The 26,349-nt window shown below is 37.2% G+C and carries 24 protein-coding genes and 1 other annotated feature; of the genes, 11 read left to right on the top strand and 13 right to left on the bottom strand.

Translation table 11 applies throughout. From position 1 onward, the window contains the following. Positions 1-177: 177 nt before the first annotated feature. A complete protein-coding gene (locus I588_RS15365; RefSeq protein ID WP_010759678.1) occupies positions 178-906 on the top strand; it encodes a DUF554 domain-containing protein in 729 nt (242 codons plus the stop codon). A 42-nt stretch (positions 907-948) separates the two neighbouring features. Here I588_RS15365 and I588_RS15370 read toward each other — a convergent pair whose 3' ends face one another. Then, a complete protein-coding gene (locus I588_RS15370) occupies positions 949-1,581 on the bottom strand; it encodes a lysophospholipid acyltransferase family protein (RefSeq protein WP_010759679.1) in 633 nt (210 codons plus the stop codon). A gap of 80 nt (positions 1,582-1,661) precedes the next feature. Here I588_RS15370 and I588_RS15375 point away from each other — a divergent pair, with 80 nt between their 5' ends. Both I588_RS15375 and I588_RS15380 read left to right on the top strand, forming a co-directional pair. Beyond that, the gene (locus I588_RS15375; RefSeq protein WP_010759680.1) at positions 1,662-2,399 is read left to right on the top strand and encodes a tRNA1(Val) (adenine(37)-N6)-methyltransferase; all 738 of its coding nucleotides are present in this window, start codon (positions 1,662-1,664) and stop codon (positions 2,397-2,399) included. Beyond that, entirely contained in the window at positions 2,386-2,664 is a 279-nt protein-coding gene (locus I588_RS15380) for a GIY-YIG nuclease family protein (RefSeq protein ID WP_010759681.1), read from the top strand. The genes I588_RS15375 and I588_RS15380 overlap by 14 nt, the downstream gene beginning before the upstream one ends. Positions 2,665-2,693: 29 nt before the next feature. Here I588_RS15380 and I588_RS15385 read toward each other — a convergent pair whose 3' ends face one another. From I588_RS15385 to hisS, 4 genes are all read right to left on the bottom strand, one after another. Beyond that, positions 2,694-4,538 (bottom strand): acyltransferase family protein, encoded by a 1,845-nt coding sequence (locus I588_RS15385; protein ID WP_010759682.1) that lies wholly within the window; start codon positions 4,536-4,538, stop codon positions 2,694-2,696. Between the two features lie 338 nt (positions 4,539-4,876). Then, positions 4,877-5,755: a YitT family protein gene (locus I588_RS15390; protein WP_010759683.1), complete on the bottom strand. Its 879-nt coding sequence runs from the start codon at positions 5,753-5,755 to the stop codon at positions 4,877-4,879. Between the two features lie 102 nt (positions 5,756-5,857). Continuing rightward, positions 5,858-7,630 (bottom strand): aspartate--tRNA ligase, encoded by a 1,773-nt coding sequence (aspS, locus tag I588_RS15395; protein WP_010759684.1) that lies wholly within the window; start codon positions 7,628-7,630, stop codon positions 5,858-5,860. 40 nt (positions 7,631-7,670) lie between these two features. Beyond that, complete coding sequence (gene hisS / locus I588_RS15400) at positions 7,671-8,972, bottom strand: histidine--tRNA ligase (protein ID WP_010759685.1); 1,302 nt, start codon at positions 8,970-8,972, stop codon at positions 7,671-7,673. Positions 8,973-9,020: 48 nt separating this feature from the next. Beyond that, positions 9,021-9,223: a binding site (T-box leader), on the bottom strand. Positions 9,224-9,349: 126 nt separating this feature from the next. On the opposite strand from hisS, the gene I588_RS15405 reads away from it, so the two are divergent. Together I588_RS15405 and I588_RS15410 are read left to right on the top strand one after the other, a co-directional pair. Beyond that, positions 9,350-10,294, top strand: a complete 945-nt coding sequence (locus I588_RS15405; protein ID WP_010759686.1) for an aldo/keto reductase — start codon at positions 9,350-9,352, stop codon at positions 10,292-10,294. 216 nt (positions 10,295-10,510) lie between these two features. Continuing rightward, on the top strand, positions 10,511-11,446 hold the full coding sequence (locus I588_RS15410; protein ID WP_010759687.1) for an aldo/keto reductase: 936 nt from the start codon (positions 10,511-10,513) through the stop codon (positions 11,444-11,446). 98 nt (positions 11,447-11,544) lie between these two features. Here the strand turns inward: I588_RS15410 and I588_RS15415 are convergent, their stop codons facing one another. From I588_RS15415 to I588_RS15425, 3 genes are all read right to left on the bottom strand, one after another. Further along, on the bottom strand, positions 11,545-12,504 hold the full coding sequence (locus I588_RS15415; RefSeq protein WP_010759688.1) for a D-2-hydroxyacid dehydrogenase: 960 nt from the start codon (positions 12,502-12,504) through the stop codon (positions 11,545-11,547). A 211-nt stretch (positions 12,505-12,715) separates the two neighbouring features. Next, positions 12,716-14,155 carry a proline--tRNA ligase gene (proS, locus tag I588_RS15420; RefSeq protein WP_010759689.1) on the bottom strand — a complete coding sequence of 480 codons (1,440 nt, stop codon included), beginning with the start codon at positions 14,153-14,155 and terminating at the stop codon, positions 12,716-12,718. Positions 14,156-14,481: 326 nt separating this feature from the next. Further along, complete coding sequence (locus I588_RS15425; protein WP_010759690.1) at positions 14,482-15,330, bottom strand: DUF368 domain-containing protein; 849 nt, start codon at positions 15,328-15,330, stop codon at positions 14,482-14,484. 298 nt (positions 15,331-15,628) lie between these two features. On the opposite strand from I588_RS15425, the gene I588_RS15430 reads away from it, so the two are divergent. The 3 genes from I588_RS15430 to I588_RS15440 are packed head-to-tail and all read left to right on the top strand — an operon-like array spanning position 15,629 to position 17,428. Next, complete coding sequence (locus tag I588_RS15430) at positions 15,629-15,943, top strand: hypothetical protein (protein ID WP_010759691.1); 315 nt, start codon at positions 15,629-15,631, stop codon at positions 15,941-15,943. Then, positions 15,918-16,832, top strand: a complete 915-nt coding sequence (locus I588_RS15435; RefSeq protein WP_010759692.1) for a LacI family DNA-binding transcriptional regulator — start codon at positions 15,918-15,920, stop codon at positions 16,830-16,832. Before I588_RS15430 ends, I588_RS15435 begins: the two co-directional genes overlap by 26 nt. Before the next feature lie 56 nt (positions 16,833-16,888). Beyond that, entirely contained in the window at positions 16,889-17,428 is a 540-nt protein-coding gene (locus I588_RS15440) for a CDP-alcohol phosphatidyltransferase family protein (RefSeq protein WP_034694434.1), read from the top strand. 89 nt (positions 17,429-17,517) lie between these two features. Here I588_RS15440 and I588_RS15445 read toward each other — a convergent pair whose 3' ends face one another. After that, a complete protein-coding gene (locus tag I588_RS15445; RefSeq protein ID WP_010759694.1) occupies positions 17,518-18,129 on the bottom strand; it encodes a TetR/AcrR family transcriptional regulator in 612 nt (203 codons plus the stop codon). Between the two features lie 170 nt (positions 18,130-18,299). Here I588_RS15445 and I588_RS15450 point away from each other — a divergent pair, with 170 nt between their 5' ends. The 3 genes from I588_RS15450 (at position 18,300) to I588_RS15460 (ending at position 23,016) form a co-directional block, all read left to right on the top strand. Further along, positions 18,300-19,001, top strand: coding sequence for an ABC transporter ATP-binding protein (locus tag I588_RS15450; RefSeq protein ID WP_010759695.1), 702 nt, complete (start codon positions 18,300-18,302; stop codon positions 18,999-19,001). Further along, complete coding sequence (locus I588_RS15455) at positions 19,001-21,265, top strand: FtsX-like permease family protein (RefSeq protein ID WP_010759696.1); 2,265 nt, start codon at positions 19,001-19,003, stop codon at positions 21,263-21,265. The genes I588_RS15450 and I588_RS15455 overlap by 1 nt, the downstream gene beginning before the upstream one ends. Positions 21,266-21,429: 164 nt before the next feature. After that, on the top strand, positions 21,430-23,016 hold the full coding sequence (locus I588_RS15460) for a SulP family inorganic anion transporter (protein WP_010759697.1): 1,587 nt from the start codon (positions 21,430-21,432) through the stop codon (positions 23,014-23,016). A 74-nt stretch (positions 23,017-23,090) separates the two neighbouring features. On the opposite strand, the gene I588_RS15465 is transcribed toward I588_RS15460, so the two are convergent. The 4 genes from I588_RS15465 to comGF all read right to left on the bottom strand — a co-directional run bounded on the left by I588_RS15465 (position 23,091) and on the right by comGF (position 26,331). Then, on the bottom strand, positions 23,091-24,287 hold the full coding sequence (locus tag I588_RS15465) for an acetate/propionate family kinase (protein ID WP_010759698.1): 1,197 nt from the start codon (positions 24,285-24,287) through the stop codon (positions 23,091-23,093). A 23-nt stretch (positions 24,288-24,310) separates the two neighbouring features. Then, entirely contained in the window at positions 24,311-25,318 is a 1,008-nt protein-coding gene (locus tag I588_RS15470) for a class I SAM-dependent methyltransferase (RefSeq protein WP_010759699.1), read from the bottom strand. A gap of 223 nt (positions 25,319-25,541) precedes the next feature. Then, positions 25,542-25,910 carry a competence type IV pilus minor pilin ComGG gene (comGG, locus tag I588_RS15475; RefSeq protein WP_010759700.1) on the bottom strand — a complete coding sequence of 123 codons (369 nt, stop codon included), beginning with the start codon at positions 25,908-25,910 and terminating at the stop codon, positions 25,542-25,544. Beyond that, entirely contained in the window at positions 25,903-26,331 is a 429-nt protein-coding gene (gene comGF, locus I588_RS15480) for a competence type IV pilus minor pilin ComGF (RefSeq protein WP_010759701.1), read from the bottom strand. The genes comGG and comGF overlap by 8 nt, the downstream gene beginning before the upstream one ends. Positions 26,332-26,349: the final 18 nt, after the last annotated feature.

A 26,349-nucleotide genomic window follows, 5' to 3' on the forward strand; every position in this document is an offset into this window, starting at 1 on the left:
AATAAGTCCTTCCTACAAGTATAACATGAGTCTATCTTTTTTTCCGCTGTTGTTGCTAAAGAGTTAAGCTGCTCTATTTAAAAAGATAACTCTCTTTTTTTCATTGAGGCTATCATTTTTATTTTAAATAAGATAGGATAAAACTAGTTGTATTTTTGAAAATCTAGGGGGACTATTATGCCGATTGGAATATTTATCAACTCTGCATCAATTATTTTAGGAGGTTTGGCTGGAGGTTTTTTAGGCCATCTTTTGTCTGAAAAATTCAAAGAAGAGATTCAATTAATTTTTGGTCTGTGTGCCTTGGCGATGGGAATTCCAGCGATTACACAAACAGCAAATCTTCCAGCAGTGATTTTATCAGTGATTTTGGGTACTTCTTTAGGAATGTTCTTACATCTAGAGAAGAAAATTGAGCATGCGGCAGACTTAATGCAGCGACCAGTAAACAAACTATTTCCACAAGAACATTTGTCAATTCCACATGAGGAGTTTGTTCGAGGATTGGTAACTATCATCGTGCTATTCTGTGCTAGTGGTACAGGTATCTATGGAAGTTTAGATGCTGGTATGACGGGTGAACATACTATTCTCATTGCTAAATCTATTCTAGATTTCTTTACAGCAGCCATTTTTGCTTGTAACTTGGGATATGTCGTTTCTGTGATTGCTATCCCTCAATTTATCATTTTCCTGTCACTATTCTTATTTGCTGGAATCATTCTTCCCTTAACTACTCCTGAAATGATTCTAGATTTTCGTTCATGTGGAGGATTATTAATTGTAGCAACATCTTTCCGTATGATTCGTGTGAAAATGTTTCCTACAGCTGATATGATTCCTTCGATGATTTTAGTTATGCCCCTCAGTTGGATTTGGAGTAGCGTCTTTTTACCATTGCTATAGCAAAAAACATACCGATTGGGAAATATCAATCGGCATGTTTAATTAATCTTTATTCTTTTTACTTGGTATATACTTATAATCTGGATTGATTTCATTATCAAGATTATCAAATGCCTGCTGAACACGTACCTCAATCTTTGCTAATCCTTCTTTGTCCAGCTTCTTAATATCGCTTACGTCTATCGGTTCACCATAACGAACGTAGACCGGCTTGCGTTTGAATAACTCAGAAAATTTCAACGGTCCTTGATAGACACAAGGCACAATTTTCACTTTGGCTAAACGAGAAATCAGTGCCATTCCGCCTTTTAGTTCAGTGGAGTGGCGTGTGCCACTAGGAAACATAATCAAACTTTTATCAGAATCCTTTAAAAGCTTCACTGGTTTTTTTACAACACTCGGTCCTGGCTTATCTCGGTTCACAGGAAAAGCATTTAAATGAACTAAGAAAAACCGTAGAATTGGATTTTTAAATAACTCTTCCTTTGCCATAAAACAAAATTGTTTTGGTGAAGCTCCCAACGCCATATATATAGGGTCCCACCATGTACGATGAGGAGCTACTAATATATAGTTTTCTTCATTAGGTAAAGCTGCTTGATTCTGATAATGAGCGTTTCCGTTAATAATTGCCAACAGGACGCGTACAACGCCGCGAATAAATTTGAAAAACATCTTTTCTTCCTTTCGGTTTTCTATCATAGTTAAACGTAGTATAATACATGCGCACGCTTTTTTTAAGGGGGTATAAGTAAATGTTAAACAATGGAGAACGAATTGACCAGCTTTATGCAGAAGATATTCAAATTATTCAAAGTTCTGAAGTTTTTTCATTTTCTTTAGATGCAGTCCTTTTAGCCAATTTCCCAAGAATTCCCAAGCGCGGAAGAATTATGGACTTATGTGCTGGGAATGGTGCAGTAGGGCTCTTCATTAGTAAAAGGACAACTGCTCATATTGATCAGGTTGAACTACAGCCTCGTTTGGCAGATATGGGTAGACGAAGTATTCAATTAAATCAATTGGATCATCAAATGAACATGCATACATTGGACTTGAAGAATACTTTTTCTAAATTCCAACCTGATTCAATTGACTTAGTTGTGTGTAATCCACCCTATTTTAAAGAGCTTCCCACCAGCAAAAAAAATCCAAATCCTTATCTTGCTGCTGCTCGTCATGAAATTCATGCTACTCTTGAAGATGTTATCTCCGTATCATCACGTTTGTTAAAAATGAATGGTCATTTTGCGATCGTCCATCGTCCTGATCGCTTTTTAGAGATTATTGATTGTCTGCGGAGCTATCATATTGCTCCAAAAAGAATTCAATTTGTTTATCCAAAGGAAGGGAAAGAAGCGAATATTTTGCTTATTGAAGGAATTAAACATGGAAAAAATGAAGGACTACGGTTTTTACCACCCCTATTAACTTATGATGTTCAAGGTAATTATACTAAACCGATCAAGGAGATGCTTTATGGTCGCAGCTAATCACTATTTTTATGTTTTGTCATGTCAAGATCACACCTATTACGGTGGCTATACGGTAGACCTTGCCCGACGTTTAGCTGAACACAACGCTGGTAAAGGTGCTAAATATACCCATCCAACAAAACGCAGACCTGTTGCTATGATTCATGCTGAACACTTTGATTCTCGGAGTGCAGCTATGAAAGCAGAAGCTGCTTTCAAAAGGCTTTCAAGAGTTCAAAAAGAACAGTATCTAAAAGAATATCGAAAAAAAAGCGTTTTGTGAGCTTCAGCGAGCTTTCACAAAACACTTTTTTATTGCCCTTTCAGCAATGATTCTGCAATTAGCGAACAATAAGGAATAATTCCCTCAGGATTAGGGTGTACCTGGTCATCATAGAACCAACCCGGTTGACTGCTACTGTAGTTATACCAATCGATTAGCGTAATATTTTTGTATTTTTCAGCCATTTCGCTAAGCTTCTGGTTCACTTCATTTTGCCAGCGTTGTGTTGGTACGTGAACGTTTAAAACAAACACACGTCGTTTGGTTCCAATGACCTTCATCATTTGATCAAACTCTTCGTCAGTAAAAGGTCCATTAGTTCCTAAACTTAGCAAGACATTATCCTCTAGTTGTTTTTTATCTTTCAAGGCTTGCAATAATGGTGGACTATCCTCTACTTGACGACCAACTTCTCCATCAATAATCATTTTAGGAAAAATCTCTTTTAAACCACTGGCACCAGCTAAAAGTACCGAATCACCAAAAGCCGTAACGGGCATATTTTCAGCTTTAGTTATTTGTCGGTTGGTTAAATTATATTTTTCAGCCATATCAGTTCCTTCACCACTTGTTTCAGTAGTTTCAGTAGAAGACTGCGTCTTTTGTGCTTCCTTCTGGTTGGCTTCAATCTGCTTTTGCAGTTCTTGCTGATTCGCATCCACTTGATTAGTTGGTGCTATTGCAATACCAATTAAAGCGATCACTATCACTAATGAAGTCGATAAAAAAACGATCTTTTCTTTACTCTTCAATGGCGCTTGCACCCAAGTTTTTAATTTAGCAAATAAACCTCGATAATTGAAGAAACGCATTGGCTTTTCAACAAAACGATAGGAAAGCTCAGTAATTAGTAAAATTAAAACAATTTCAATTATCGTATGAAGTACCAAATGATCGGCCACATTAAACTTCGCCTCATAAAAAATCATGATTGGAAACTGATAAAGATAAATCCCATAACTTCGCTTTCCAAGCCACGTAAATACAGGATTAGTCAACCATTTGTTTAAACTTGCACCTGGATGCGCTGTAATTGCTACTAGCACAACACAGATTAAGCTAATTAAAAACATCCCACCATAATATAAAAAAGTAGTTCCGTCATTCAAAAACAAAAAGGCGGCGATAAGAAGAAATAAAGAACCGAGGCCTATACTATTTAATACTTTTTTTGCTTGTTTAGGAATTTGAGATTTTAATCGTGTACTAGGCCAAATAAATGCTAAGCTTGAGCCCATCAGGATTGAAAATAATCTTGTATCCGTTCCATAATAAACCCGCGTAGGATCTTGTCCTGGCGTAAACAAAATGGCCATCCAAATAGCTGAAATCAATGCGGCTACAGAGACTGTAATATAAATCTTTCCTCGATTTTTTACTAGCTTCATTAATAAAATAAAAATAATCGGCCAGAATAAATAATTTTGGGCTTCCACTGCCAATGACCAAATGTGAGTAAACGGAGACTCTCCCGCAAAACGATCAAAATAAGAAAGTCCATGCTTAATCTGCCACCAATTGTTTACATACAATAAACTACTGACTACATTCCCACGAAGATTGTTTAATAAATTACGTTGGAACAAAGTGATATAAGCAGAAGAAGCAATCAGCATAGTTACCAGCGCAGGATATAACCGCTTCATTCTTCGTATATAAAATTTTCCTAACCTTATTTTGCCATTTTGTTTCCATTCTTGAACTAATAAATCAGTAATCAGGTATCCTGAAACAACAAAAAATACTGGAACACCTAAAAATCCTCCCCGCATTTGAGAAGGCAGCAAGTGATACAAAATGACTCCAATCACTGCCAACGATCGAAGTCCATCAAACCCAGTTATATAGCGACTATTCTTCAGTCTTTTTCCCATTTTTACTTTCCAACTTTACTTTAGAATCAAATTAAACTATACGTTCTATTCTTTCAAAGTGCAAGAGGTATCTCAGAAAATAAACATTTCCTAAAATTTGTTTATCTAAAAAAATTATCGAACTTGTCTTGTTACTTTCATAGATTTTACAGCAATAAATGTTTCACTAAAAACCATAGCATAAATCGAAATAAAAAGAAAATCCATACTTCCTCAAATATTCAACTACTGTATCATCGAAAAATTGCCTTAGTTCTGAGAAAAAACCTCTAGTAAATGAGTATATTCCATAAACTTATTCTATTTTATACAAAAAAAAAGCGAGGCAACAGCCCCGCTTAGTCTAAGGATTCTTCATAAAATCGTCCCATGATACGAACATTTTCGGAGATGCTAACGAAAGCTCCCGGATCTGTTTCTCTCATAATGTTTTCTAGTTGTGGCAATTCAAAACGTGTAACAACGGTGAATAGCACCGTCTGTTTGTCATGCTTATATGCTCCTTCTGCTTCGTTAATTATCGTAATCCCTCTTCGCATACTCTCCTGAATACCATTAATAACTTTATCGGGGCATTTAGTAACAATCATCACCTGCATTTTGCGCTGTTTAGTATATAGTGCATCGGTGAGCTTTCCGCTCATAAAAATAGACAAGGCTGAGTAAAACATATATTGCCAGCCAAACAAAATTCCAGCAATCAGCATAATCATTACATTAAAGATAATTGAGATGGAACCTACCGAGCGCCCTGTCTTTTTACGAATCGTAATACTCAAAATATCAAGTCCACCCGAAGATAGTCCATTTTTCAAAGCAAACCCAATCCCCACTCCCATTATAGCTCCACCAAAAATAGCACAAATAATAGGATCATTCGTTAACTGTGTCTCTGGTATGATATGCATAAAAAAGGAAGTCAAAAAGACTGTCACAAATGTAAAAATCGTAAATTTATGACCTATTTTAAACCAAGCTAAAATAAACAATGGAATATTCAATGCAAACAGCGTAATCGAAACTGGTATAGTATGTCCAAGCCATTGATGAGATAAGGTAGTCAATATTTGAGCAAATCCAGTTAATCCACTAGAATAAATATTCCCTGGCTGATAAAAGAAATTGACAGCGATGGAAGCTAAGAATGCATAAACAACGGCAACAGACAAACGGGTAGCAAAATCATGATACGGCCAACCCTCTATCTTTTTTTTCATTTTATTTAAAGGCCTCTTTTCCGCAAATTCATACACATTATACGGGGTTTCATAATAAAAAGAAAGCACCCTCCAAAAGAGCGTGCTTATCTTAGAATATTCTTAGTCTTCTACATTTGTAGTGTTAATGCTTAACTCATACAGCTGCAATGGTGATACTGTACTTGGAGCATCTGACATTGGATCAGCAGCCTTACCATTTTTCGGAAAGGCAATGACTTCACGAATGTTGTCTTCACCAGCTAATAACATCGCAAAACGATCTAAACCTAAAGCGATTCCTCCAATTGGTGGGAAACCGTAATCTAATGATTCCAGCAAGAATCCAAATTGCTCATTAGCAGATTCGCGCGTAAAGCCTAATGTTTCGAAAACTTGTTCTTGTAATTCACGGGTATGGATACGTAATGATCCACCACCTAATTCGTAGCCGTTTAAGACAATATCATAAGCTTGAGCATAAACTTTTTCTGGATGATCCTTCAAGTTTGCAATGTCTTCATCGTTAGGCATAGTGAATGGATGATGTGCAGAAACATATCGCCCTAACTCTTGGTCATATTCAAACTGAGGCCAATTTACTACCCATAAATAATTGAATTTGCTCTCATCAATTAAGCCTAGTTCTTTTCCGACCTTCGAGCGCACAGCACCTAAAGCTGTTACTGCCGTTAAGAATTGATCAGCAGCAAACATTAGCACATCGCCTGCTTCAGCTTTCATCGCTGCTTTAAGATCATCCGCAACTCCATCCATGAATTTTGCAATCGGTCCAGTTAGCTCACCGTTTTCATCCACTTTAATCCAAGCTAATCCTTTAGCTCCGAACTGACCAACAAACTGGCCTAGGCGATCTAACTCTTTACGAGAATATTTGTCTGCAGCGCCTTTAGCATTTAAGGCTTTCACTACTCCCCTGTTGTCTGTAGCCATGCGGAACACTTTAAAATCTGTTGCGGCAGCAATTTCCGTTACATCAATCAACTCCATTTCAAAACGAGTATCAGGTTTGTCAGAACCATAACGCTCCATTGCCTCATCCCAAGTAATACGTGGGAAAGGTAGAGTCACTTCAATATTTAAAAGATCCTTCATTACTTGAGCAATCATGTTTTCAGTGTATTCTTGAATTTCTTCTGCTGTTAAAAAGCTAGTTTCAATATCAATCTGAGTAAATTCAGGTTGTCGATCTCCACGCAAATCTTCATCGCGGAAACAACGAACAATTTGATAATAACGATCAAAACCAGCTGTCATTAACAATTGTTTCAAAATTTGCGGTGATTGCGGTAACGCATAAAAATGACCCGGGTGAACACGTGATGGTACTAAATAATCCCGAGCTCCTTCTGGTGTTGATTTTGCCAGATAAGGTGTTTCAATATCTAAGAAATCATTGTTATCTAGGAAATTACGAACCGATTGAGTCAAACGATGACGCAGCATAATGTTTTGAGTCATTTTCGGACGACGTAAATCCATGTAGCGATATTTCAAGCGGACCTCATCACTAATATTCTGGTCATCTTCAATTGAAAATGGCGGAGTTTTTGCCTCGTTGAGGATAACGATTTCTTCTCCTTTAATTTCAAAATCACCAGTAGTCATTTTAGGATTTACAGAGTTGTTATCTCGACGAATCACTGTTCCTGTAATTTCAACAACATATTCACTACGGCATTGGTCAGCAACTTCCCAAGCAGCTTTTGATTCTTCTGGATTGAAAACTACTTGAACTACCCCTTCACGGTCACGCAAATCGATAAAGATCAAACCACCTAAATCACGACGCTTTTGAACCCATCCTTTCAACGTTACCTTTTTATCCAACCATTGGTCAGAAATTAAACCACAATAAACCGATCTTTTAGCCATTATTCTACTCCTCATTCTTTGTAATAAATTTTAATATGAACTAGTCTTCAATAATGAAGGTCATCATCTCATCATAGACCTCATTAAATTGTTGATATACCTCTTCAAGAGAAAATGTTTTTTCTCTGTGAGATGCTAAAGCTTTTACATTAATCTGGCCTTTTTCTAATTCATCTTCTCCTAAAGTCAGAACTAGTTTAGCACCCTGCTTATCTGCAGATTTAAATTGAGCCTTTGCTTTACGTTCCATAAAGTCACGATCCGCTGAATAACCAAATCCACGAATTGCTTGAACTACTTTAAGAACCTCCATATTTGTTCTCTCACCAATACCCACTACATATGCATCAAGGTTATTGATGGCAGGAACGAGCACATCTTCTTGTTCTAATGTCAACAAAATACGTTCAATTCCCATAGCAAAACCAAAACCAGGTACAGCAGGTCCACCAAGCTCCTCTACTAACCCATCGTAACGGCCGCCTCCACAAATCGTAGATTGCGCCCCCATTCCTGGAGCATCACTAATTATCTCAAAAATGGTATGAGTATAATAGTCCAGACCACGAACCATGCGATGATCTATTTCAAAATCAATTTCTAAATACTTTAAGGTTTCAGTTACAGCATTAAAGTGTTTTTTAGCCGGTTCACTAAGATAATCTAGAATACTAGGTGCATTAACTACAATTGGTTTATCCTTCTTATCTTTACTATCCAATACCCGCAAAGGATTTTCGTGTAACCGTCGTTTGGAATCTTCACTTAATTCTGCTTCGAAAGGTTCTAGATAATCAATCAGTGCCTGACGATAGGCCGCACGTGTTTCTTTATCACCAATTGAATTGATCACCAATCGTATTTTGCGAATTCCTAATTGATTGAAATAGTCCATTGCCATTGCCACGATTTCAACATCTAAACTAGGATTTTCACTGCCGAAAGCCTCAATGCCAATTTGGTGAAATTGACGTAACCGCCCCTTTTGTGGACGTTCATAGCGAAACATGGGACCGGTGTAATAAACTTTATAAGGTTTCTTGTGTTCTGGCCCAAACAATTTGTTTTCTACATAAGCCCGTACAATGGGTGCAGTTCCTTCTGGTCGAAGTGTTACATGCCGATCGCCTTTATCTCGGAAATCATACATTTCCTTTGATACAATATCTGTAGTATCTCCCACACTGCGTGCAATCACCTCATAATGTTCAAACATGGGTGTACGAATCTCTTGATACTGATAATCACCAAATAGTAAACGAGCAGTTTCTTCCACAAACTGCCACTTTTCACTCTCTCCAGGTAAAATATCATTGGTGCCTTTTGGTCGCTGATAATTCATCTTTTTGCCTCTTTTCTTGATTGACGTAAAAAAGCCCTTGCTCAGCTGAACAAGGGCGAAATAATCGCGGTACCACCTATCTTTGAAAAAGTTTCCTTTTTCCTCTAGCAATTAACGCTTGCGAAACGGAGCGGCTTTGCACGCGCTCATCTCCAGAATGTCTTTCAGGAACTCGATTTGGAATTGCTCTCAGCCTAGGCAATTCTCTCTGCACCCTCTTCGTTGCTTACTCTTTCTTTCATTGATGTTAATTATCATCTTTTAAACTACTAAAAAAAGGCTGGGAAGTCAAGGATAAGTGAAAAGAAAAAGCAAGATATTTCACTTTTTTTGCATTCCACTTTACACTTAGTTGAAAGAATAGGAGTGAGAAACTAATGACAGATGTAAGAATAGGTAGATCTCGAGTTTATTCAACAGACTTAGGTTTAGGAACAAATGCAGTTGGTGGACATAATTTGTTCCCTGATTTAGATGAAGAACAAGGAAAAGCAGTTGTTCGTTCAGCATTAGATAATGGTATCACATTGTTAGATACCGCCTTTGCTTATGGAATTGGCCGCTCAGAAGAATTAATTGGAGAAGTGCTGCAAGAGCCCAACTATGACCGTTCTCGAGTTATTGTTGCCACTAAAGCTGCGCAAGATGTTACTAAAAATGATGCTTTGAACAATTCGCCGGAATTTTTAAAGCAAGCTGTTGAGGATGCCCTTAAACGATTACAGACGACTTATATTGATATATTTTATATCCATTTTCCAGATGAAAATACTCCTAAAAATAAAGCAATTGCTGCTTTACACGAATTAAAAGAAGCCGGAAAAATTCGTGCAATTGGTGTTTCGAATTTTTCATTAGAACAACTACAGGAAGCAAATCAAGACTCATACGTAGATGTAGTTGAAGATCAATACAGTCTGTTACACCGCGAAGCTGAAAGCGAACTATTTCCCTATTTGAAGGAACACCGGATTAGTTTTGTACCATTCTTCCCCCTTGCATCTGGTTTGTTAACGGGTAAATATACTAAAGAAAATGATTTCGACAATTCAGATATCAGAAATGACAATCCTGACTTTAAAGGTGAACGTTTCAGACAAATTTTGGCAAAGGTTGATTTACTACGTCCGATTGCTGAAACCTACAACGCCACAGTTGCTCAACTGGTATTGGCTTGGTACATGAAAAATCCTGCTATCAGCGCCGTAATACCTGGGGCAAAACACCCCGATCAAGTTGAAACAAACGCAAAAGCTGTCGACATTCGTTTATCAGAAGCAGACTATATTATGATTGATAACATTTTTAAAGACTTAAACTGAGGCCCTTGTCTCAGTTTTTTTGTTGCACAAAAAAAATAGAAAAAGCAAAGTGGGTATCGCTTTTTCTATTTTTTTACTTTAAACTATTATAAAGACCTTCTATGTAAAATAATCGTTGTTATGGGTAACGTGCTCAAGTTTAAGTCATCTTCATTAGGAGGCAAATTATTTAGGTTTAAATGATTTAATAATAAAAGTCAAGGAGTGATAGTAGTAATGTCGGAAGTACAAATTGGAAAATCTTCAGTATATGCAAGTAAATTAGGCTTAGGAACAAATGCTGTCGGCGGACACAATCTATACCCAAATCTAGACGAAGAAGTTGGGAAAGAAGTTGTCCGGACTGCTCTTAGAAATGGCGTCACTTTGTTAGATACTGCTTTTTCTTATGGTCGCGGCCGCTCAGAAGAATTAATTGGCGAGGTTTTACAGGAAGAGGAATTTGATCGATCCAAAGTTATTATTGCCTCCAAAGCCGCACATGATATGTCTAAAGATGGGGCCTTCAACAATTCTCCAGCGTTCCTTAAAAAGGCAGTCGAAGAATCATTGAAACGCTTGCAAACGGACTATTTAGATATCTTTTACATTCACTTTCCTGATGAAACTACTCCTAAGAATGAAGCAGTAGCTGCTTTGTATGAATTAAAACAAGCGGGCAAAATAAAGGCTATTGGCGTTTCAAATTTTTCATTAGAACAATTGAAGGAAGCCAATCAAGATGGTCATGTTGATGTGATTGAAGAACGATACAGCTTAATTCATCGAGAACACGAAGATACCTTGTTTCCTTATTTGAAAGAACAACAAATTACTTTTGTTCCTTATTACCCGTTAGATTCTGGCTTATTAACTGGAAAATACGAAAAAGAAACTGTATTCGACGATAGCGATCTTCGCAGCAAAAATCCGGATTTTAAAGGGGAACGCTTTAAAGAAATTATTGGTAAAGTTGATCATTTAAAACCAATAGCTCAAAAATATAAAGTATCAGTAACACAGCTAGTTTTAGCTTGGTATATGAAACATCCGGTAATGGGTGTTGTAATTCCGGGAGCGAAGCGGCCTGAGCAGGTAGAAAGCAACGCTAAAGCAATTGACGTAGAACTTTCAAAAACTGATTTTGATCACATCGATCAATTATTCCAATAATTAGACATACAAAAGACTCTTTACCTCCTTTAATCGTTAGCTTTAACGAAAAGAGGCAAAGAGCCTTTTTGCAACCAATAATCACTATTCTATTTTTCTTAGTTTACTACATTTTGCGGCTGACCATTAAGAAATCCAGACAAATTATCCACCGCGATCCCCATCAAGCGTTCACGAGTTTCTACTGGAGCCCAAGCAATGTGAGGCGTGATAATACAGTTTTTTGCCTGAAGCAACGGATTATCTGATTGAATAGGTTCGGTCGAAACTACATCAACACCCGCAGCTGCGATTTTCCCAGTATTCAAGGCCTCAGCAACAGCAGCTTCATCCAACAATCCTCCACGAGCTGTATTTAACAAAATTACGCCATCTTTCATTTTAGCAATAGCGGATCGATTGATCATTTCAGTAGTATCCTTAGTTTGAGGTACATGCAGACTGATCACATCTGAGCGTTGGTATAACTCGTTCAAAGAAACCTGAGCTGCCCATTCCTCGGCTTCTTTCGGTCGATGATTGGCGTAGATAACTGTCATATTCATTGCATGAGCAATTCTAGCGGTAGCTTGGGCTATCGCACCATAACCTATTAAACCAAAAGTTTTGCCCCTCAATTCCATTAAAGGTGTTTTGGTATACATAAAATCGACACTATTTTGCCAATCGCCAGCATGTACCGATCGATTGTGTAGCCCCACCTGGCTAGTGATCTCCAATAATAAAGCAAACGTAAATTGGGCAACTGCTTCAGTTCCATAAGACGGAATATTAGTTACCACAATTCCTCTCTCACCGGCTGCTTGAGTATCCACCACATTATAACCTGTAGCAATCACACCAATATATTGAACCTTAGGTGTTTGAGCTAAAACTGTTTCGTCAATCGGTGTTTTGTTGGTAATAACCACTTCTGCTTCACCAATCCGCTGAATAATTTCTGATGTATTGGTATAGGAAGTTCGATCATAAACAGTAATCTCTCCGAACTGCTCAAATCCTTCCCAAGTTAAATCTCCAGGGTTTAACGCATAACCATCTAATACTACAATTTTCATAAACATCCTCCTCATAATAAACTAAAAAGAGCTTGAGTTAATAACCAACTAAGATCATTATCTCAAACTCTCAATTAAAAGTCCGTTTAGAAACTTGCTTCAGCGGGAGTTAAAAATTTTCGCACTGTCTACTTATTGTTTGCGGCTGATTTTTCGAACAGGTGTTGAAGGAATTTTTATATATTAAAGCAGTTTCTTTACGGAAGCTTTCCTAATAAGCGCGTGCGATCCACACTGTGTGTTTCGCAGGTTTTCCAGTAACGATATCAACGGTTTTTTCCATTGGTGGATTGAATGGAATATTCCGAGTTGTGAAGCCAGTTTCTTCTTTGATCTTCGCTTCTGTCTCTTCAGTACCATCCCAACCAATCAAAACAAATCCAGGAGTTTCGCCTGCTTCTTTTGATTTTTCAATATGAGCTTTTAACTCATCAAGAGTATCAATATCAGTATGTTCATTTTCAGCGTAACGTTTTCTTGCGCTTTCCAATAAACGTTTTTGCATCACGTCTAGTTGTTCAACGATATGATCTTCGATGCCATCTAATGACACAGATTCTTTATCGTCTAAATCACGCATCTTAAGGACTGCTTGATTGTTTTCTAAATCGCGAGGACCAAATTCAACACGTAATGGTGCACCTTTAAGCTCCCATTCGTTAAACTTGAAGCCTGGTGTATTGTCTGTTTCATCAATACGAACGCGTAAACCTTTTTCAGTTAATGAAGCTTTCAATTCACGTAATCTGTCCAGAATTTCTGGTTGTTTTTGCCAAGGGCCAACTGGAATCAAGATAACTTGTGTTGGCGCAACTTTTGGCGGCAATACTAAACCTTGTTCATCCCCATGAACCATAATCAATGAACCAATCAAACGAGTAGATGATCCCCATGAAGTTGTATAAACATGTTCATGTTCGTTGTTACGATTCAAGAATTTGATATCAAATGCCTTCGCGAAATTCTGACCAAGATAATGAGACGTTCCTGCTTGGACGGCTTTCCCGTCACGCATCATTGCCTCTACAGAATAAGTATCAACAGCTCCCGCGAAACGTTCAGATGGTGTCTTTTGTCCGCGATAAACTGGGATCGCCAAAGTATTTTCACACATATCCGCGTATGCTTCTAAAGCGCTCATCGTACGTACACGTGCATCTTCTTCAGATTCATGAGCCGTATGACCTTCTTGCCATAAGAATTCTGATGTTCGTAAGAACGGCATCGTCTTTTTCTCCCAACGGAAAACGTTCGCCCATTGGTTGATTTCGTAAGGAAGATCACGATATGAATTGATCCAGTTCGCAAATGCATCCCCGATCAATGTTTCAGAAGTCGGACGTAATGCGTAAGGTTCTTCCAAATCTTCGTCACCAACCCGTGTCAACCATGGCAATTCTGGCGCGAATCCTTCAACGTGCTCTTCTTCTTTTTCCAAGAAATGTTTAGGGATCAGCATTGGGAAGTAGACATTACGAATATCTTGAGTCCGCAGCCATTTGTTGAAATCCTCTTGAATATGTTCCCAAAGTTCATATCCATCCGCTTTAAATACGATACAACCACGAACCGGTGAGTAATCCATCAAATCCGCTTTTTGAATGGTTTGTAGATACCATTTTGAAAAATCTTCTTTTTGTAAGTTAGTCATCCATGCATCCTCCTATAAAATAAAAAATAAAAAAACCGTTCCATCCCTACATAATGTAAGGACGAAACGGATAATTTCGCGGTACCACCTTGCTTGGTCATTCTTAGAAGACCCAACTTTAAGCTCCCTTAACGCTGGAGATACGTGCCACTTTCGCAACAATCTTCTTCGACAGGTTCATAAATTCCAGTGGACGTGTTGATCTTTCAGCCGGTGAATCAACTCTCTGAATGCCATAAAATTTATTACTAGCTCGAATGCTTACTCATATGTTAAAGGGTTATTTAAAAAAAAGCAAGCCTAAATTTGAGTTTTTTTCAAATTTATTATTCAGGTTTGTAGCGTTCCTCTAAGCGGCTCATCCACCAGCCTAATGCTGCACCTAAAAAACATAACACTGCACAACCAATGAATCCTAAAAATCCAATCCCACTGTAGTCGGTAGGAATAATCATTATTGTAGATGCAAAAACAATTCCCAAAATAAAATGAAACATTGGTGCAAAATAACGACTAAATATCCAGTCCATTAGTTTGGAAAGACTTAAAACAGTTGCTAGTCCACCAATAGCTATAGGAATAAGAACTCCTAAATCAAAAGTTTTAAATCCATCAGCCATTGCCTTGTACATCCCCATGTAAACTAAGAAGTTAGAAGGACTTAATCCTGGTACAATCAATCCTAAACCGATTAATCCACCCGCAATCATCCAAGTAAAAAAGTTTTGATCCACTTCTCCAAATAAACCCGATCCTTGCCACAAAAACAAAAATCCTACTATAAAACTAATGATAAGAATGATAATATCCTTAGTTGCTCTCCCGTGCTTGCCTGCTTCTTTCCATAACGCTGGAACAGTACCAATTATACAGCCGACAAAGAACCAAAGTATGATAGTTTCAAACTCGCCGAGTAAAAAACTGACTGCAAAAGATAAAACAAATACCCCCGCTAATCCGCCCAATCCTACTGGAATAAAAAACAGAACATTCTCTTTGAAATTTTTTGTGATGTGAGCTAAAAATGAAATGATACGTTCATAAATACCAAAAACTGCGGCTAATGCCCCACCACTAACTCCTGGCAAAATAAATCCTGAACCAATAAACATTCCTTTGATAAAACGTAAAAACCAGTCACTTTTTTCTGGTTTCGTTATTTTTTTGTTTTCCATCTGTCCTTATCTCCTTAACTTTCACATTTCTACCTCATTTAGTGTACCGATAAAGAAATGTTGTGGCAAGATTTTTTATCAAGTTTAGCCTATTTTTTGCTTTTTAATGAAGGCAACGTAACTTGTTCAATTTATTCATGTTTACTTAAATTGAGATATTCAATCTGTTACTACTTGCTATAAAAGTTATACGATCAATGATCACTTAATTTTTCTCAACTTTTTGATATAAACCTCTTGCATTGAAACTCGTTTCATAAAGTACACTACAATCAGATAAGAAAAAGGAGGCATAAACATGAGAACTTATGTTAAAATTCAAAAAGATGGTAAAGAAAAATTGTACTATGCATTTATCCAGGTAAAGGACAATAGTTTGGTTATTACATGTTCCGTTAGTTTATTTAAATCCTTCAAACGTATTATTGATCTGTCAACTATTTCCTATTTAGGGGAAGATCAATATTACGGTGGCAAGCGTATTATTTTTAGCTATGAAGATGAACAGTTTGCTATTTTTGAGTCTGGTCCAGCAGTTATTGCTGATTTGCATAATCAATTATCTTTAAAAAAAGAGGTAATAAATTATGGCAAATATCCGAGATATAGCTAAAAAAACTGGTTATTCTGTTTCAACTATTTCACGAGTAATCAATAACTATCCTTATATTAAAGAGGAAAAACGTCAAAAAGTTTTGGCAGTCATGAAAGAATTGAATTATGTTCCTAACAAAACAGCTCAAAATTTAAGCCATGGTGAAACAAAAAATATTGGTGTAGTTTTACCTTTCACCAATCATCCCTATTACACAAAATTGTTAAGCGGAATAATGGAGGAAGCATTTCTTCATTCCTATAAGATTACATTGCTGCCAACAAACTATAATCCCGATCTTGAAAAAGACTACTTAGATCAATTTGCAGCTAAAGAATTTGACGGAGTCATTATCACAACAATGGCCAACCGACCCGATTTTTATTGCGACTATCTTACCTATGGACCTGTGGTATTTTGTCAGAAAATTAATTTGGAAAACGTAGGGTGTGTTTATATTGATATGGAGTCATCTATTCACGAAGCCCTTCTATATTTGAAGGAACGTGGCGTTAAAAAGTTAGGTGTTACTTTAGGACGCAGTAAAAAAATCAGCCAAGACTCAGTTTTAATTGAGCGGCTTAGTTACCAAGTGTTCCCTGATTTTGATCCAGAAAATATTTTTTGGGACTGTTTTTCTGGAGAGGACGGGCCAGAAGCTGCAGAATTTTTTGCTAAAAAACAGGTAGATGGCATATTGGTAAACAGTGATGAATTGGCTGCCGTTATTTTGCGGAACTATCCGACACCGATAGTGGTTGGTCGGGAAAATTTACTAATTAGTGAAGTCATGAATTTTTCTAGTATTGACCACCATCTAATTGATTGTGGTCGTCAAGCGTTTCAGCTTTTTTTTCAAAAAAGACAGGATAAGATTTGCTTGCCTTATGAGTTAGTGAAACGTTAAGCGTTACCAGCCAATTTCTAATAGAAAATGGCTGGTTTTTCTTTTATACTTAATCTATGAAAAATATCCCTAATCTTATTACTAGTTGTCGAATTTTACTGACATTTTTTTTACCTTTTACAACGCCACTTAGCAAAAATTTTCTGATTCTTTATACTTTTTGCGGAATCAGTGATATGGTGGATGGCTATTTGGCCCGGAAGCTAAACGATACCAGCGATTTAGGAACGTTCTTAGATACTTTTGCAGATACTCTTTTTCTGTTTGTAGCTGCGGGTACTTTACTTTTAAAGCTTTCATTACCAATTTGGCTGCTTTATTCAGCAGCAGGTATCCTTGGCTTTCGACTGATTACTTATAGCATTGGCTTTCTCCGTTTTCGTCAGTGGGCCAGTTTGCATACTTGGTTGAATAAACTAACCGGATTACTACTTTTTTTAACTCCATACTTCTATCGCTTAGTTTCACTAAATGTTTTGGGTGCAATCATTGTCGTATTTGCTGCACTTTCAGCTTTAGATGAACTATTAATAGTAACTGTAGCAAAAAAGCTAGATAAAAATTGTCCGTCATTCCTAACTTATCTCAAAAAATAAAGGGAGGAAGACCTTTCTACCATTGCTTAGACTGATTAAAAATAAGCAGAGTTCTACTGTAAGGAGAAGTGCTTACAATCGGGTTTTGTTCATCTAGACTCGATTTCTTCAAAAATCGTAAGTGGTGAAGTAGTCATACATTTTGCGAGAATCTCAGCAATTTCTTCTGGCGATTGTTTTGCACCGGTGAGCAGCCAACGTTTTACTATCGCGATCACTCCATAGTAAATAAATTCCTGCTGTAATTTTTCACTTTCCGTAATTTCTGGCGATACATTTTGAAGTTTAAGCTGAACGGTTTCGATATATAAACGCTCTAAACGTTCAATGAATTGCGGACGGCCATTTTCACCAATCAGAATTTTTGCAAGCTCCTTGCGATCATATAGAAATACCATTAATTTTTCGCAAGCATCTTTGAAAAACTGAAAAATATTGTCTCTTCCGTACTGATCAATTTTACTTTTTACAGTGACACCAATATGATTCTCCATTACTTGCTTAAAACTGCTATACATTTCCTCTTCAATCTCTTCAAGCAAAGCATATTTATCTACGTAATAATGATAAAAGGTGCCTCGATTTATTTTTGCTCGCTTGGATAAACCTGCTACTGTGATTTTATCAAAGCCAAGTTCATCCATCATTTCAAAAAAAGTTAGGACAATATGCTGTTTGGTTCGATCTGTTTTATTAGACATTATACTTTCCTTCCACAATTTTCCTTTATCTGTTCAATTATTCAACAAAGAACAACCTGCTGTTGCTTTTTTGAACAGTCTGTTGCTATTTGGTTATTGTTCCTTGAATGATTTCATCCTAAACTAAAGCACATAATAAATCAACACAGTGTTCAAAAAAGGAGAAAATCATGACTTATATTCAAGCAACAAACCTGCAGAAAAATTATTTAACAGCAACTACTAAAATTTCCGCATTGAAAAACGTAACCTTTGCTATTGAAAAGGGTGAATTTACTGTAATTCTTGGTCCTAGTGGTTCCGGAAAAACAACTTTGCTGAATCTTTTGGGCGGAATGGACAAAGCAACTGGTGGGGAATTGGTTGTGAATCAAGCGGATATCCATTTATTTAAGGATCGCGAACTGACAAATTACCGGCGTCACAGTATTGGCTTCATTTTCCAGTTTTATAATTTGATCCCGACACTAACTGCTTTAGAAAATGTATCTATTGCTCAAAGAATTGCAAAAGATCCTTTCGAAGCAAAAGAAATCTTAACCAGAGTCCAAATGTCTCATCGGTTTAATAATTTCCCGCAAGAGCTTTCTGGTGGCGAGCAGCAGCGGGTTTCTATTGCTCGGGCCGTTTGCAAAAATCCTCAATTGATTTTATGTGATGAACCAACTGGAGCTTTAGATAGTCATACAGGCCAACAGGTTTTATACCTATTAAAAGAAATGTCAGAGGTTCACGGACATACAATTATTGTGGTTACTCACAATGCAGCAATTGCCCAAATCGCAAATCGAGTCATTCACTTAAAGGACGGTAAAATTCTCAAAAATGAACAACAACTTCATCCACTAAAAATTGATGAGGTGAGCTGGTAATGTTATTTCGCAAAACAATTCGTGATTTCCGACAAAATGTGCTGAGTTTCTTCGCTGTTTTCTTAATGAGCTTTATTTGTCTTTTTGTCTTTACAGGTATTTACTATCTCAGTCAGCAAATGGAACAAACTGGTAAAACGTTTATAGCAAATAGTCAGTTAGCTGACTATTTATTAACAATTCATCACTTAGACAAGAAAAAAGAAACCAAAACAGCCGCATTACCCAATGTGAAGGAGATAGCCGTTCGTAACGTAGGACGATTTAAAAATGATGAAATTTCCTTAACCTTGCTTTCTTTTGATCAATCAGAGATCAGCCAACCACAAGTAATTCAAGGCGATAAGCTGCAGCAAACTGGTATCTGGTTAGATGAAGACTTTTTTCGCGAAAATAATTATCAGTTAGAGGATGAAATTATAATTAATCACACCCCTTGTAAAATCCTTGGAACCATCCGACAACCTGAGTTTATTTATTTCACTGAAAATGCAGATCAACCTTTGCCTGATCATAAAAAAAATGGTTATGCTTATCTATCAGAAGAAACGTTTACTGATTCAGGTATTTATGCAACCCCACAATTGCTGATTAATACGAAAAAGTCAACCAATCAAGCATGGCTAGAAAAGCAATTGTCTACCATCTGGGAATCTGATTTTCAACAGCTGACACCACAAAAGGATATTGCGGGTATTGCTGTTTTTACTGATCGATCTGATCAAATTAAACGTTTGGCAATTTTGTTCTCCGGATTATTTTTAATCCTTACGCTAATTACGATGGAAGCGACTATGCGGCGGTTCGTTAAACAGCAACAATTACAAATTGGTAGTCTACTTGCTCAAGGATTAAGTAAATCAGCCTTATTGTTCCACTATTCCCTATTTGGTTTACTTGTTTCCTTTGCTGGATCTTTCATTGGCTGTCTATTAGGACCAAGGATATTGTCACCTATTTTATTATCCGTGATTGGTAAACAATTCTCTGTGCCTAGTTGGGAAAGCATCGTTAGCCCCTTAGGTTATTGGGTAGTAGGTGCAGTCACTTTATGCAGTGTACTTACCACGCTGATCCCTGTGATTCCCATTATAAATGAACTTCCTGCTACCATCATGCAGAAACAGTCAAACAAACGGTTTCGTCGAGTTTGGCTGGAGCATTCAATTATTTGGAAATATCTTCCTTTTTCTTTGCAATGGACGTTGCGGGATATCCAAAGAAATATACGACGAGGGATCCTTGGAATTTTTGGTGCGATGGGTTGTATGATTTTGTTACTGGCAGCCTTTGGAATTAATGATTCAATTGATTATTCCCTGCAACACGTTTTTTATCAAACCTATCAATACAACGAAAAAGTTAGCTTCACCCAGCCCATGACTGAAAAAAAACAAGCTGAAACTGAAAAGCTATTTTCTCACAACTCACAATGGTTGGAACAGCAAAGCGTTACCTTATTAAATGGTTCTGAAGAACAACTGGTTACGGCTACTATTGCGTCACCAGGAAATCTTCTCAACTTAAAAACTAAGTCAGAATCGCTCTCTCTTCAAAGTTTAGAGGAGAATGAAGTGATTGTTTCTTCCGCACTAGCAAGCAAAAATCATATTCAAAAAAATGATTCTATCTACGTTAGAATTGGTCAAACTATTCTGCCTCTTCAAGTAAAAGATTTAGCCTATTTGTCGGCTCCTCAAGGATTATTTCTTTCAAAAAAAGGTTGGGAAGAATTGGATCAAAACTTCCTGCCACAATCACTTTTACTTGAGAGGCTGGACCAAATAAAAGATTCTGCCGTTTTCTCCAACTCGGTTTCTAAAAAGCAGCAGTATCAGGACTCTCATCAGTTAATTGAAGGGGTTCGTTTTATCATTTCGTTGTTGATCTTAGCTGCCTTGGCTTTAGGTATTACGATTATGATGAATTGTCATTTACTGATTTTTTCTGAGCGCTTTATTGAATTTGCCACTTTGAAAGTGTTGGGCTTTACTAAGTCAGAGGTCCTACGCCTTTCTCTTTTGGAAACAATGTTATTAACAAGTATTGGCTGGTTATTTAGTATCCCCTCAGGTTGGCTGTTTCTCCAAGCATATGTATCAATGGTCTCTACTGAAAATCAGCAATATCTGCCGCAGCTATCAGCCCAAAGTTTATTACTGGCAAGTTTAATCCTGTTTAGCTGTATGTTGGTTGTCCAGATATTTTTAAACCGTAAAATCAATCAAATTGATTTTGCTACGGCTTTGAAACCTGCTGAATAATCTAATTCGCTAGTACTTTAACCCTGGCTTGAACAGTTTTATCGTATCCATAGTTAAGAAAACGTTTTTAATTTGTTTGCTAAAGTTTTCAACGTCATTCTTATGGTATCATTTATTTGTTGACTTTAAGAATGGGGTGTTAGGGTAGATTGAATTACTTAAAAATGATTCGGGCGGAGTTCAAAGGATATAGCCTTCGAACATTGAAAATGGATTTATTGGCTGGAATAACGGTGGCTGCAGTAGCTTTGCCGCTGGCGCTTGCCTTTGGTGTGTCTAATGGTGTGGATGCCGCTGCTGGTATGATTACTGCAATTATTGCTGGTGGTGTTATCGGTAGTTTGTCAGGAAGTTTTTATCAAATTTCTGGTCCAACTGGCGCGATGGGAGCAATCCTTATATCAATTGTTGCGACCAAGGGATTTGCCGGAGTCATGCTTGCAACTTTCTTAGCTGGTGTTTTCTTGCTGCTCGCGGGTATTTTGAAAATTGGTAGCATTACTTCTCTTATTCCAGCACCTGTAATTACTGGTTTTACTTCAGGTATCGCTATCATCATTGCCTTAGGACAGTTGGACAATTTCTTTGGCGTACATTCTGAGGGTCATAATTTAATTGAAAAGCTGCAAAGTTATCAACAGTTTGGGTTTTCCCCAAATGCAGCCACCACACTTTTAGGACTGTGTGTCATCATTGGCATGATCGTTTTTCCCAAAAAATGGAACCAAAAAATTCCAGCATCTTTAGTCATGATTATCTTGGCAACCATTCTTACTGTACTTTTAAAACTTCCAATTGCCACAGTGGGGAAAATTCCAACTACACTCATCAGTGATAATCGTCTTTTCTTTTCTGATCTTCAGCTTAGTGGATTAAAGGATGTAATTATACCAGCGATCAGTATTGCCATGTTAGGAATGATTGAAAGTCTGCTTTGCGGAGCTTCAGCTGGACGTATGACGGGCAAAGAGTTGGATAGTAACCAAGAATTGATAGCACAAGGGATTGGAAACATTATTCTACCTTTCTTTGGTGGTGTTCCTGCAACTGCCGCGATTGCGCGGACAAGTGTCGCGATTAAATCAGGAGCACAGACTCGTTTAACTGGTATTTTCCACGCAGTGTTTTTGTTACTCTCCATGATGGTGTTTGCTCCAATCATGTCAAACATTCCTATGTCTGCTTTAGCAGGTGTGCTGATTGTAACAGCTTGGCGCATGAATGAATGGGAAATCATTCAAGAATTTTGCAAAAAAAGATTTTATCCTGCTTTAATAAAATTCTTTGTCACAATGATAGCGACTGTAATCTTTGATTTAAGCTTAGCGATCATTTTAGGAGTAGCAGCCAGTTGCTTAATCTTTTTAGCCAAGTCTTCCCAAATCTCAATTAACGTAGAAGAAATTGATTGGGAGCGCATGTCTATGGCTCCCGTTGAACATACGAAAGACTGGGTTGTTGTTTACCTTAGTGGACCATTATTCTTTATGTCTTCCGGAAAATTAAAAAGAAGCTTGGATGACTTAAAAGATAAAGAAGGCATCATTCTATCTATGCGCGGCGTTTCAAGCATTGACACGACAGCCCTGACTATCCTTTCTGATTGTTATGCTCAACGTAAAAAGACTGGTCAAGAACTTCATTTTAGTTCAATGCAGCCAGAGGTAAAAGAAATGATCAAGACCATGCATATTGATCCAGAGGTGAGCTATCACTTTTCTGTTGCTGATGCTTTGAGAGAATTATATTAGTCTTAATTTCTTGAAAAAGAAGGTGAAATAAGGTGCCCATAGGCATTCTTACTTCACCTTCTTCTTTAGTTACTTTATTTGCTTAAACGTTCAACGTCGCGAGCAATCATTAATTCTTCGTCTGTTGGAATTACATAAACTTTTACTTTTGAATCAGAAGTTGAAATTTCAGCTTCTTTGCCGTGAATTTTTTCGTTTACAGCTACATCTAAATCAATTCCGAACCAAGTCATTTGTTCTAGAACCATTTTTCTAATAATATCACCATTTTCACCTACACCAGCAGTAAAGACAATTGCGTCAACACCATTCATAACAGCAATGTATTGTGCAATATACTTACGGATGCGATCAGCATAAATTTCTAAAGCTAGAGTGGCATCTTCGTTACCTTCAGCTGCACCATTTTCAATGTCCCGCATATCGCTTGATAAACCAGTTAAGCCTAAGACACCAGATTTTTGGTTTAAAATATCAATCATTTCATTGATAGAAGAAATGCCTTCTTTTTCCATTAAGTATGGTAGTAATGATGGATCGATATCTCCAGAACGAGTTCCCATTGTTACACCTGCTAATGGTGTGAAGCCCATTGAAGTATCAACAGATTTTCCACCTTCAACTGCTGTCACAGACCCGCCGTTACCAATATGAGCAGTGATAATCTTTGTTTCTTCAATTGGCTTAGCTAGTAATTCAGCTGCACGTTCAGATACATAACGATGACTGGTTCCGTGGAAGCCATATTTACGAGCACCGTGTTTTTCATAGTACTCTTTAGGAATACTGTAAAGATAATTTACTTTCGGCATTGTAGCATGGAAAGAAGTATCAAAAACAGCTACGCTCAACACGTTAGGCAAGATACGGCGGAATGCCTTAATTCCCATAGCGTTGGCTGGGTTGTGCAACGGAGCGAATTCGCTCAATTCTTCAATTTTTTCCAACACATCATCAGTGATAATCGTTGAATCCTTGAAGTATTCGCCACCAGCTACTACACGATGACCTACACCTGTTAGCTCGTCAAATGATGAAATGATTTTTAGATCAATCAATTGGTCTAAAAGCATTTGAACAGCCACTTCATGGTCCTTGATGTCTAATACTTTTTCAAATTTTTCTCCGTCACCATATTTAATTGTAAAAATAGAATCCTTAATTCCGATTCTTTCTACGATTCCTTTAGCTACGACGGTTTCATCAGGCATTTGATATAACTGCCATTTTAGACTTGAGCTACCAGCATTGATTGCAATTGTTTTTGACATTTTTACTCTCCTTTTGTTTTAACTTATAAATTAGAAGACTTCCAGTCCTCGAATTTTTTGAAAAATTCTCTTACTTTGCTTGGATCCTTAAGGGTAGACAATTTCACCAGCAGTACTTTTTCTGCCTGCTTGGCAGCCTCACCAGATTTTTGCAGAATTAATATACTTTTACGAGAATGTTCAGACTTGAACAGCTCATCTGGCAGTTGGATAATCCCTTGCAAAAAGACTTCTTTACCTAGCCATTTTTGTAGTAACGGTCCTTGCTCCGTTTCTAAGAAATTACTTGGCAGCAGAAATAGCCCGAAGCCGCTTTCCTTTACATAAGCCATTGCTTGTTCCATTAATAAATGATGTGCGTAGCTATGCTCTTTTTCCGAACTGGTGATGAACTGGCGAGCCTTTTCATCATTAGGATAATAACCGATAGGCAAATCCCCAATAGTAAAATCTACCGGATCAACTAACAAATCCTGCAGACTGTCTTGATGGAACAATTGAACTTCTTCTTCCATCAGAGCACTGTCTGAAGCAGCTACCGCTAGCAACGTATCATCAATATCTACACCTGCTGATTCAACCTTAAAGCCTGCTAATTGTAAATTAGACGTGACAGTTAGAAGTAAATTCCCCATACCAACTGCAATGTCCAATATGCGAATAGGTGCTTTTTTTTCTGTCGCTAACTGTTCAATCAAAAAGACAAACAAAAAGCCTAAGCTGTCTGGTGTTAACTGATGATTAGGCTGTAACGTTTCTTGTTTAGACCCCTTCAACAAAAGCAACTGAGTGACTTTGCGCCATTCTTCTTTTTCCAAATTAAGATCCAAAATCTCTTGATAAAGTGCTTCTACTTGGTTAACCGTTTGATGATCCGGTGTCTGATCAACAACACGTACTTTTGCACCATCCACTAGATTCTCCGCATTCTCGATATAGGCGTCAAAAAAGGAAGTGTCTAGTTTCTGTTGTAATATTTCCACTGCTTGATTCATCAAAGAAAAAGCTGTTTCGATTTTTTCTGGATTCATCTTATACCTCCTAGTATAACACCTATGATACCTGTTCTATTTTAGCGGACAAATTAAAAATAATCAATCGCTTTCTTTTTAAAATTGTGGATTTTTAGTGTTTTAAGAAGAAAAACTTCTGTAAAACTTTTCACAAACTTGTGTATTAGTCTTTTTAGATTATCAACTAAAAAGTGTTAGTAAAGTCTTTAAGATTTACTAACACTTTCACAAGTATTGAAGATTAATAATTGGTTCTTTGCTCGCTTTCTTCCTCATTAGAAGAAACAACAGTAGATTGAGTAGTTTCTCTTCCAATTTTTTCTGAAAAATTGTAAATTTTCCCTTGAATAGCTACACGAATTTTCACTGTATCCTTCTTTTTCTCGTAAGAAAGCTCTCCCTGATCAAAATTCCAGATCCCCTGTTCAGCCTCCAACGGCAAATGAGCTATCAAAAATTCTTCTTTAGCAATTTTTGCCTGATACAGTTGAATTGTTCGCTTTGAAAAGTCCGTGGTTTGGCGATAAGTAAACAGTAGATGCAAGACTAAAAAGCTAAAAAGAAAAATCAACAGCAATACTGAAATTAGAATCCCGCCCCGTTTATTCAATCACCCAAATTCCTTTCTTCTTCATGCCATCATTGAAGATAACTTCGAATTCTACAGTATGATTAACTTCACGACAGTTGAATGCGTATACCTGAGTAAACAGCGGTTGATGTCCATTTTTATAATTCTTTCGAACAGTTGAATTAGCCCTTTCTATTTTAACTAGATTCCCTGATCCGTCTGTTAACACAATTCTATGAGCTTCTGTTTTACTGTGTTTTAACCCAGCAAGCTCATTTTCCAATTGCAGCAATCCGACTTCCCACTCCCGACTGTGATAGGCTGTCAATTGCTGCTCAACTTTAGCCATATGTTTAATTAACCCATCTAGCAAGAGGAGACTTCCTCCCAATACTAGCAGTGCTACTAAGCATTCTAAAAGCGTAAAACCTTTATATTGCTGATAACCTTTTTCTTTCACTTATCTTCTCCTTTATCA

The sequence above is a fragment of the Enterococcus pallens ATCC BAA-351 genome (assembly GCF_000407485.1).
Taxonomy (GTDB): Bacteria; Bacillota; Bacilli; order Lactobacillales; family Enterococcaceae; genus Enterococcus_A; species Enterococcus_A pallens.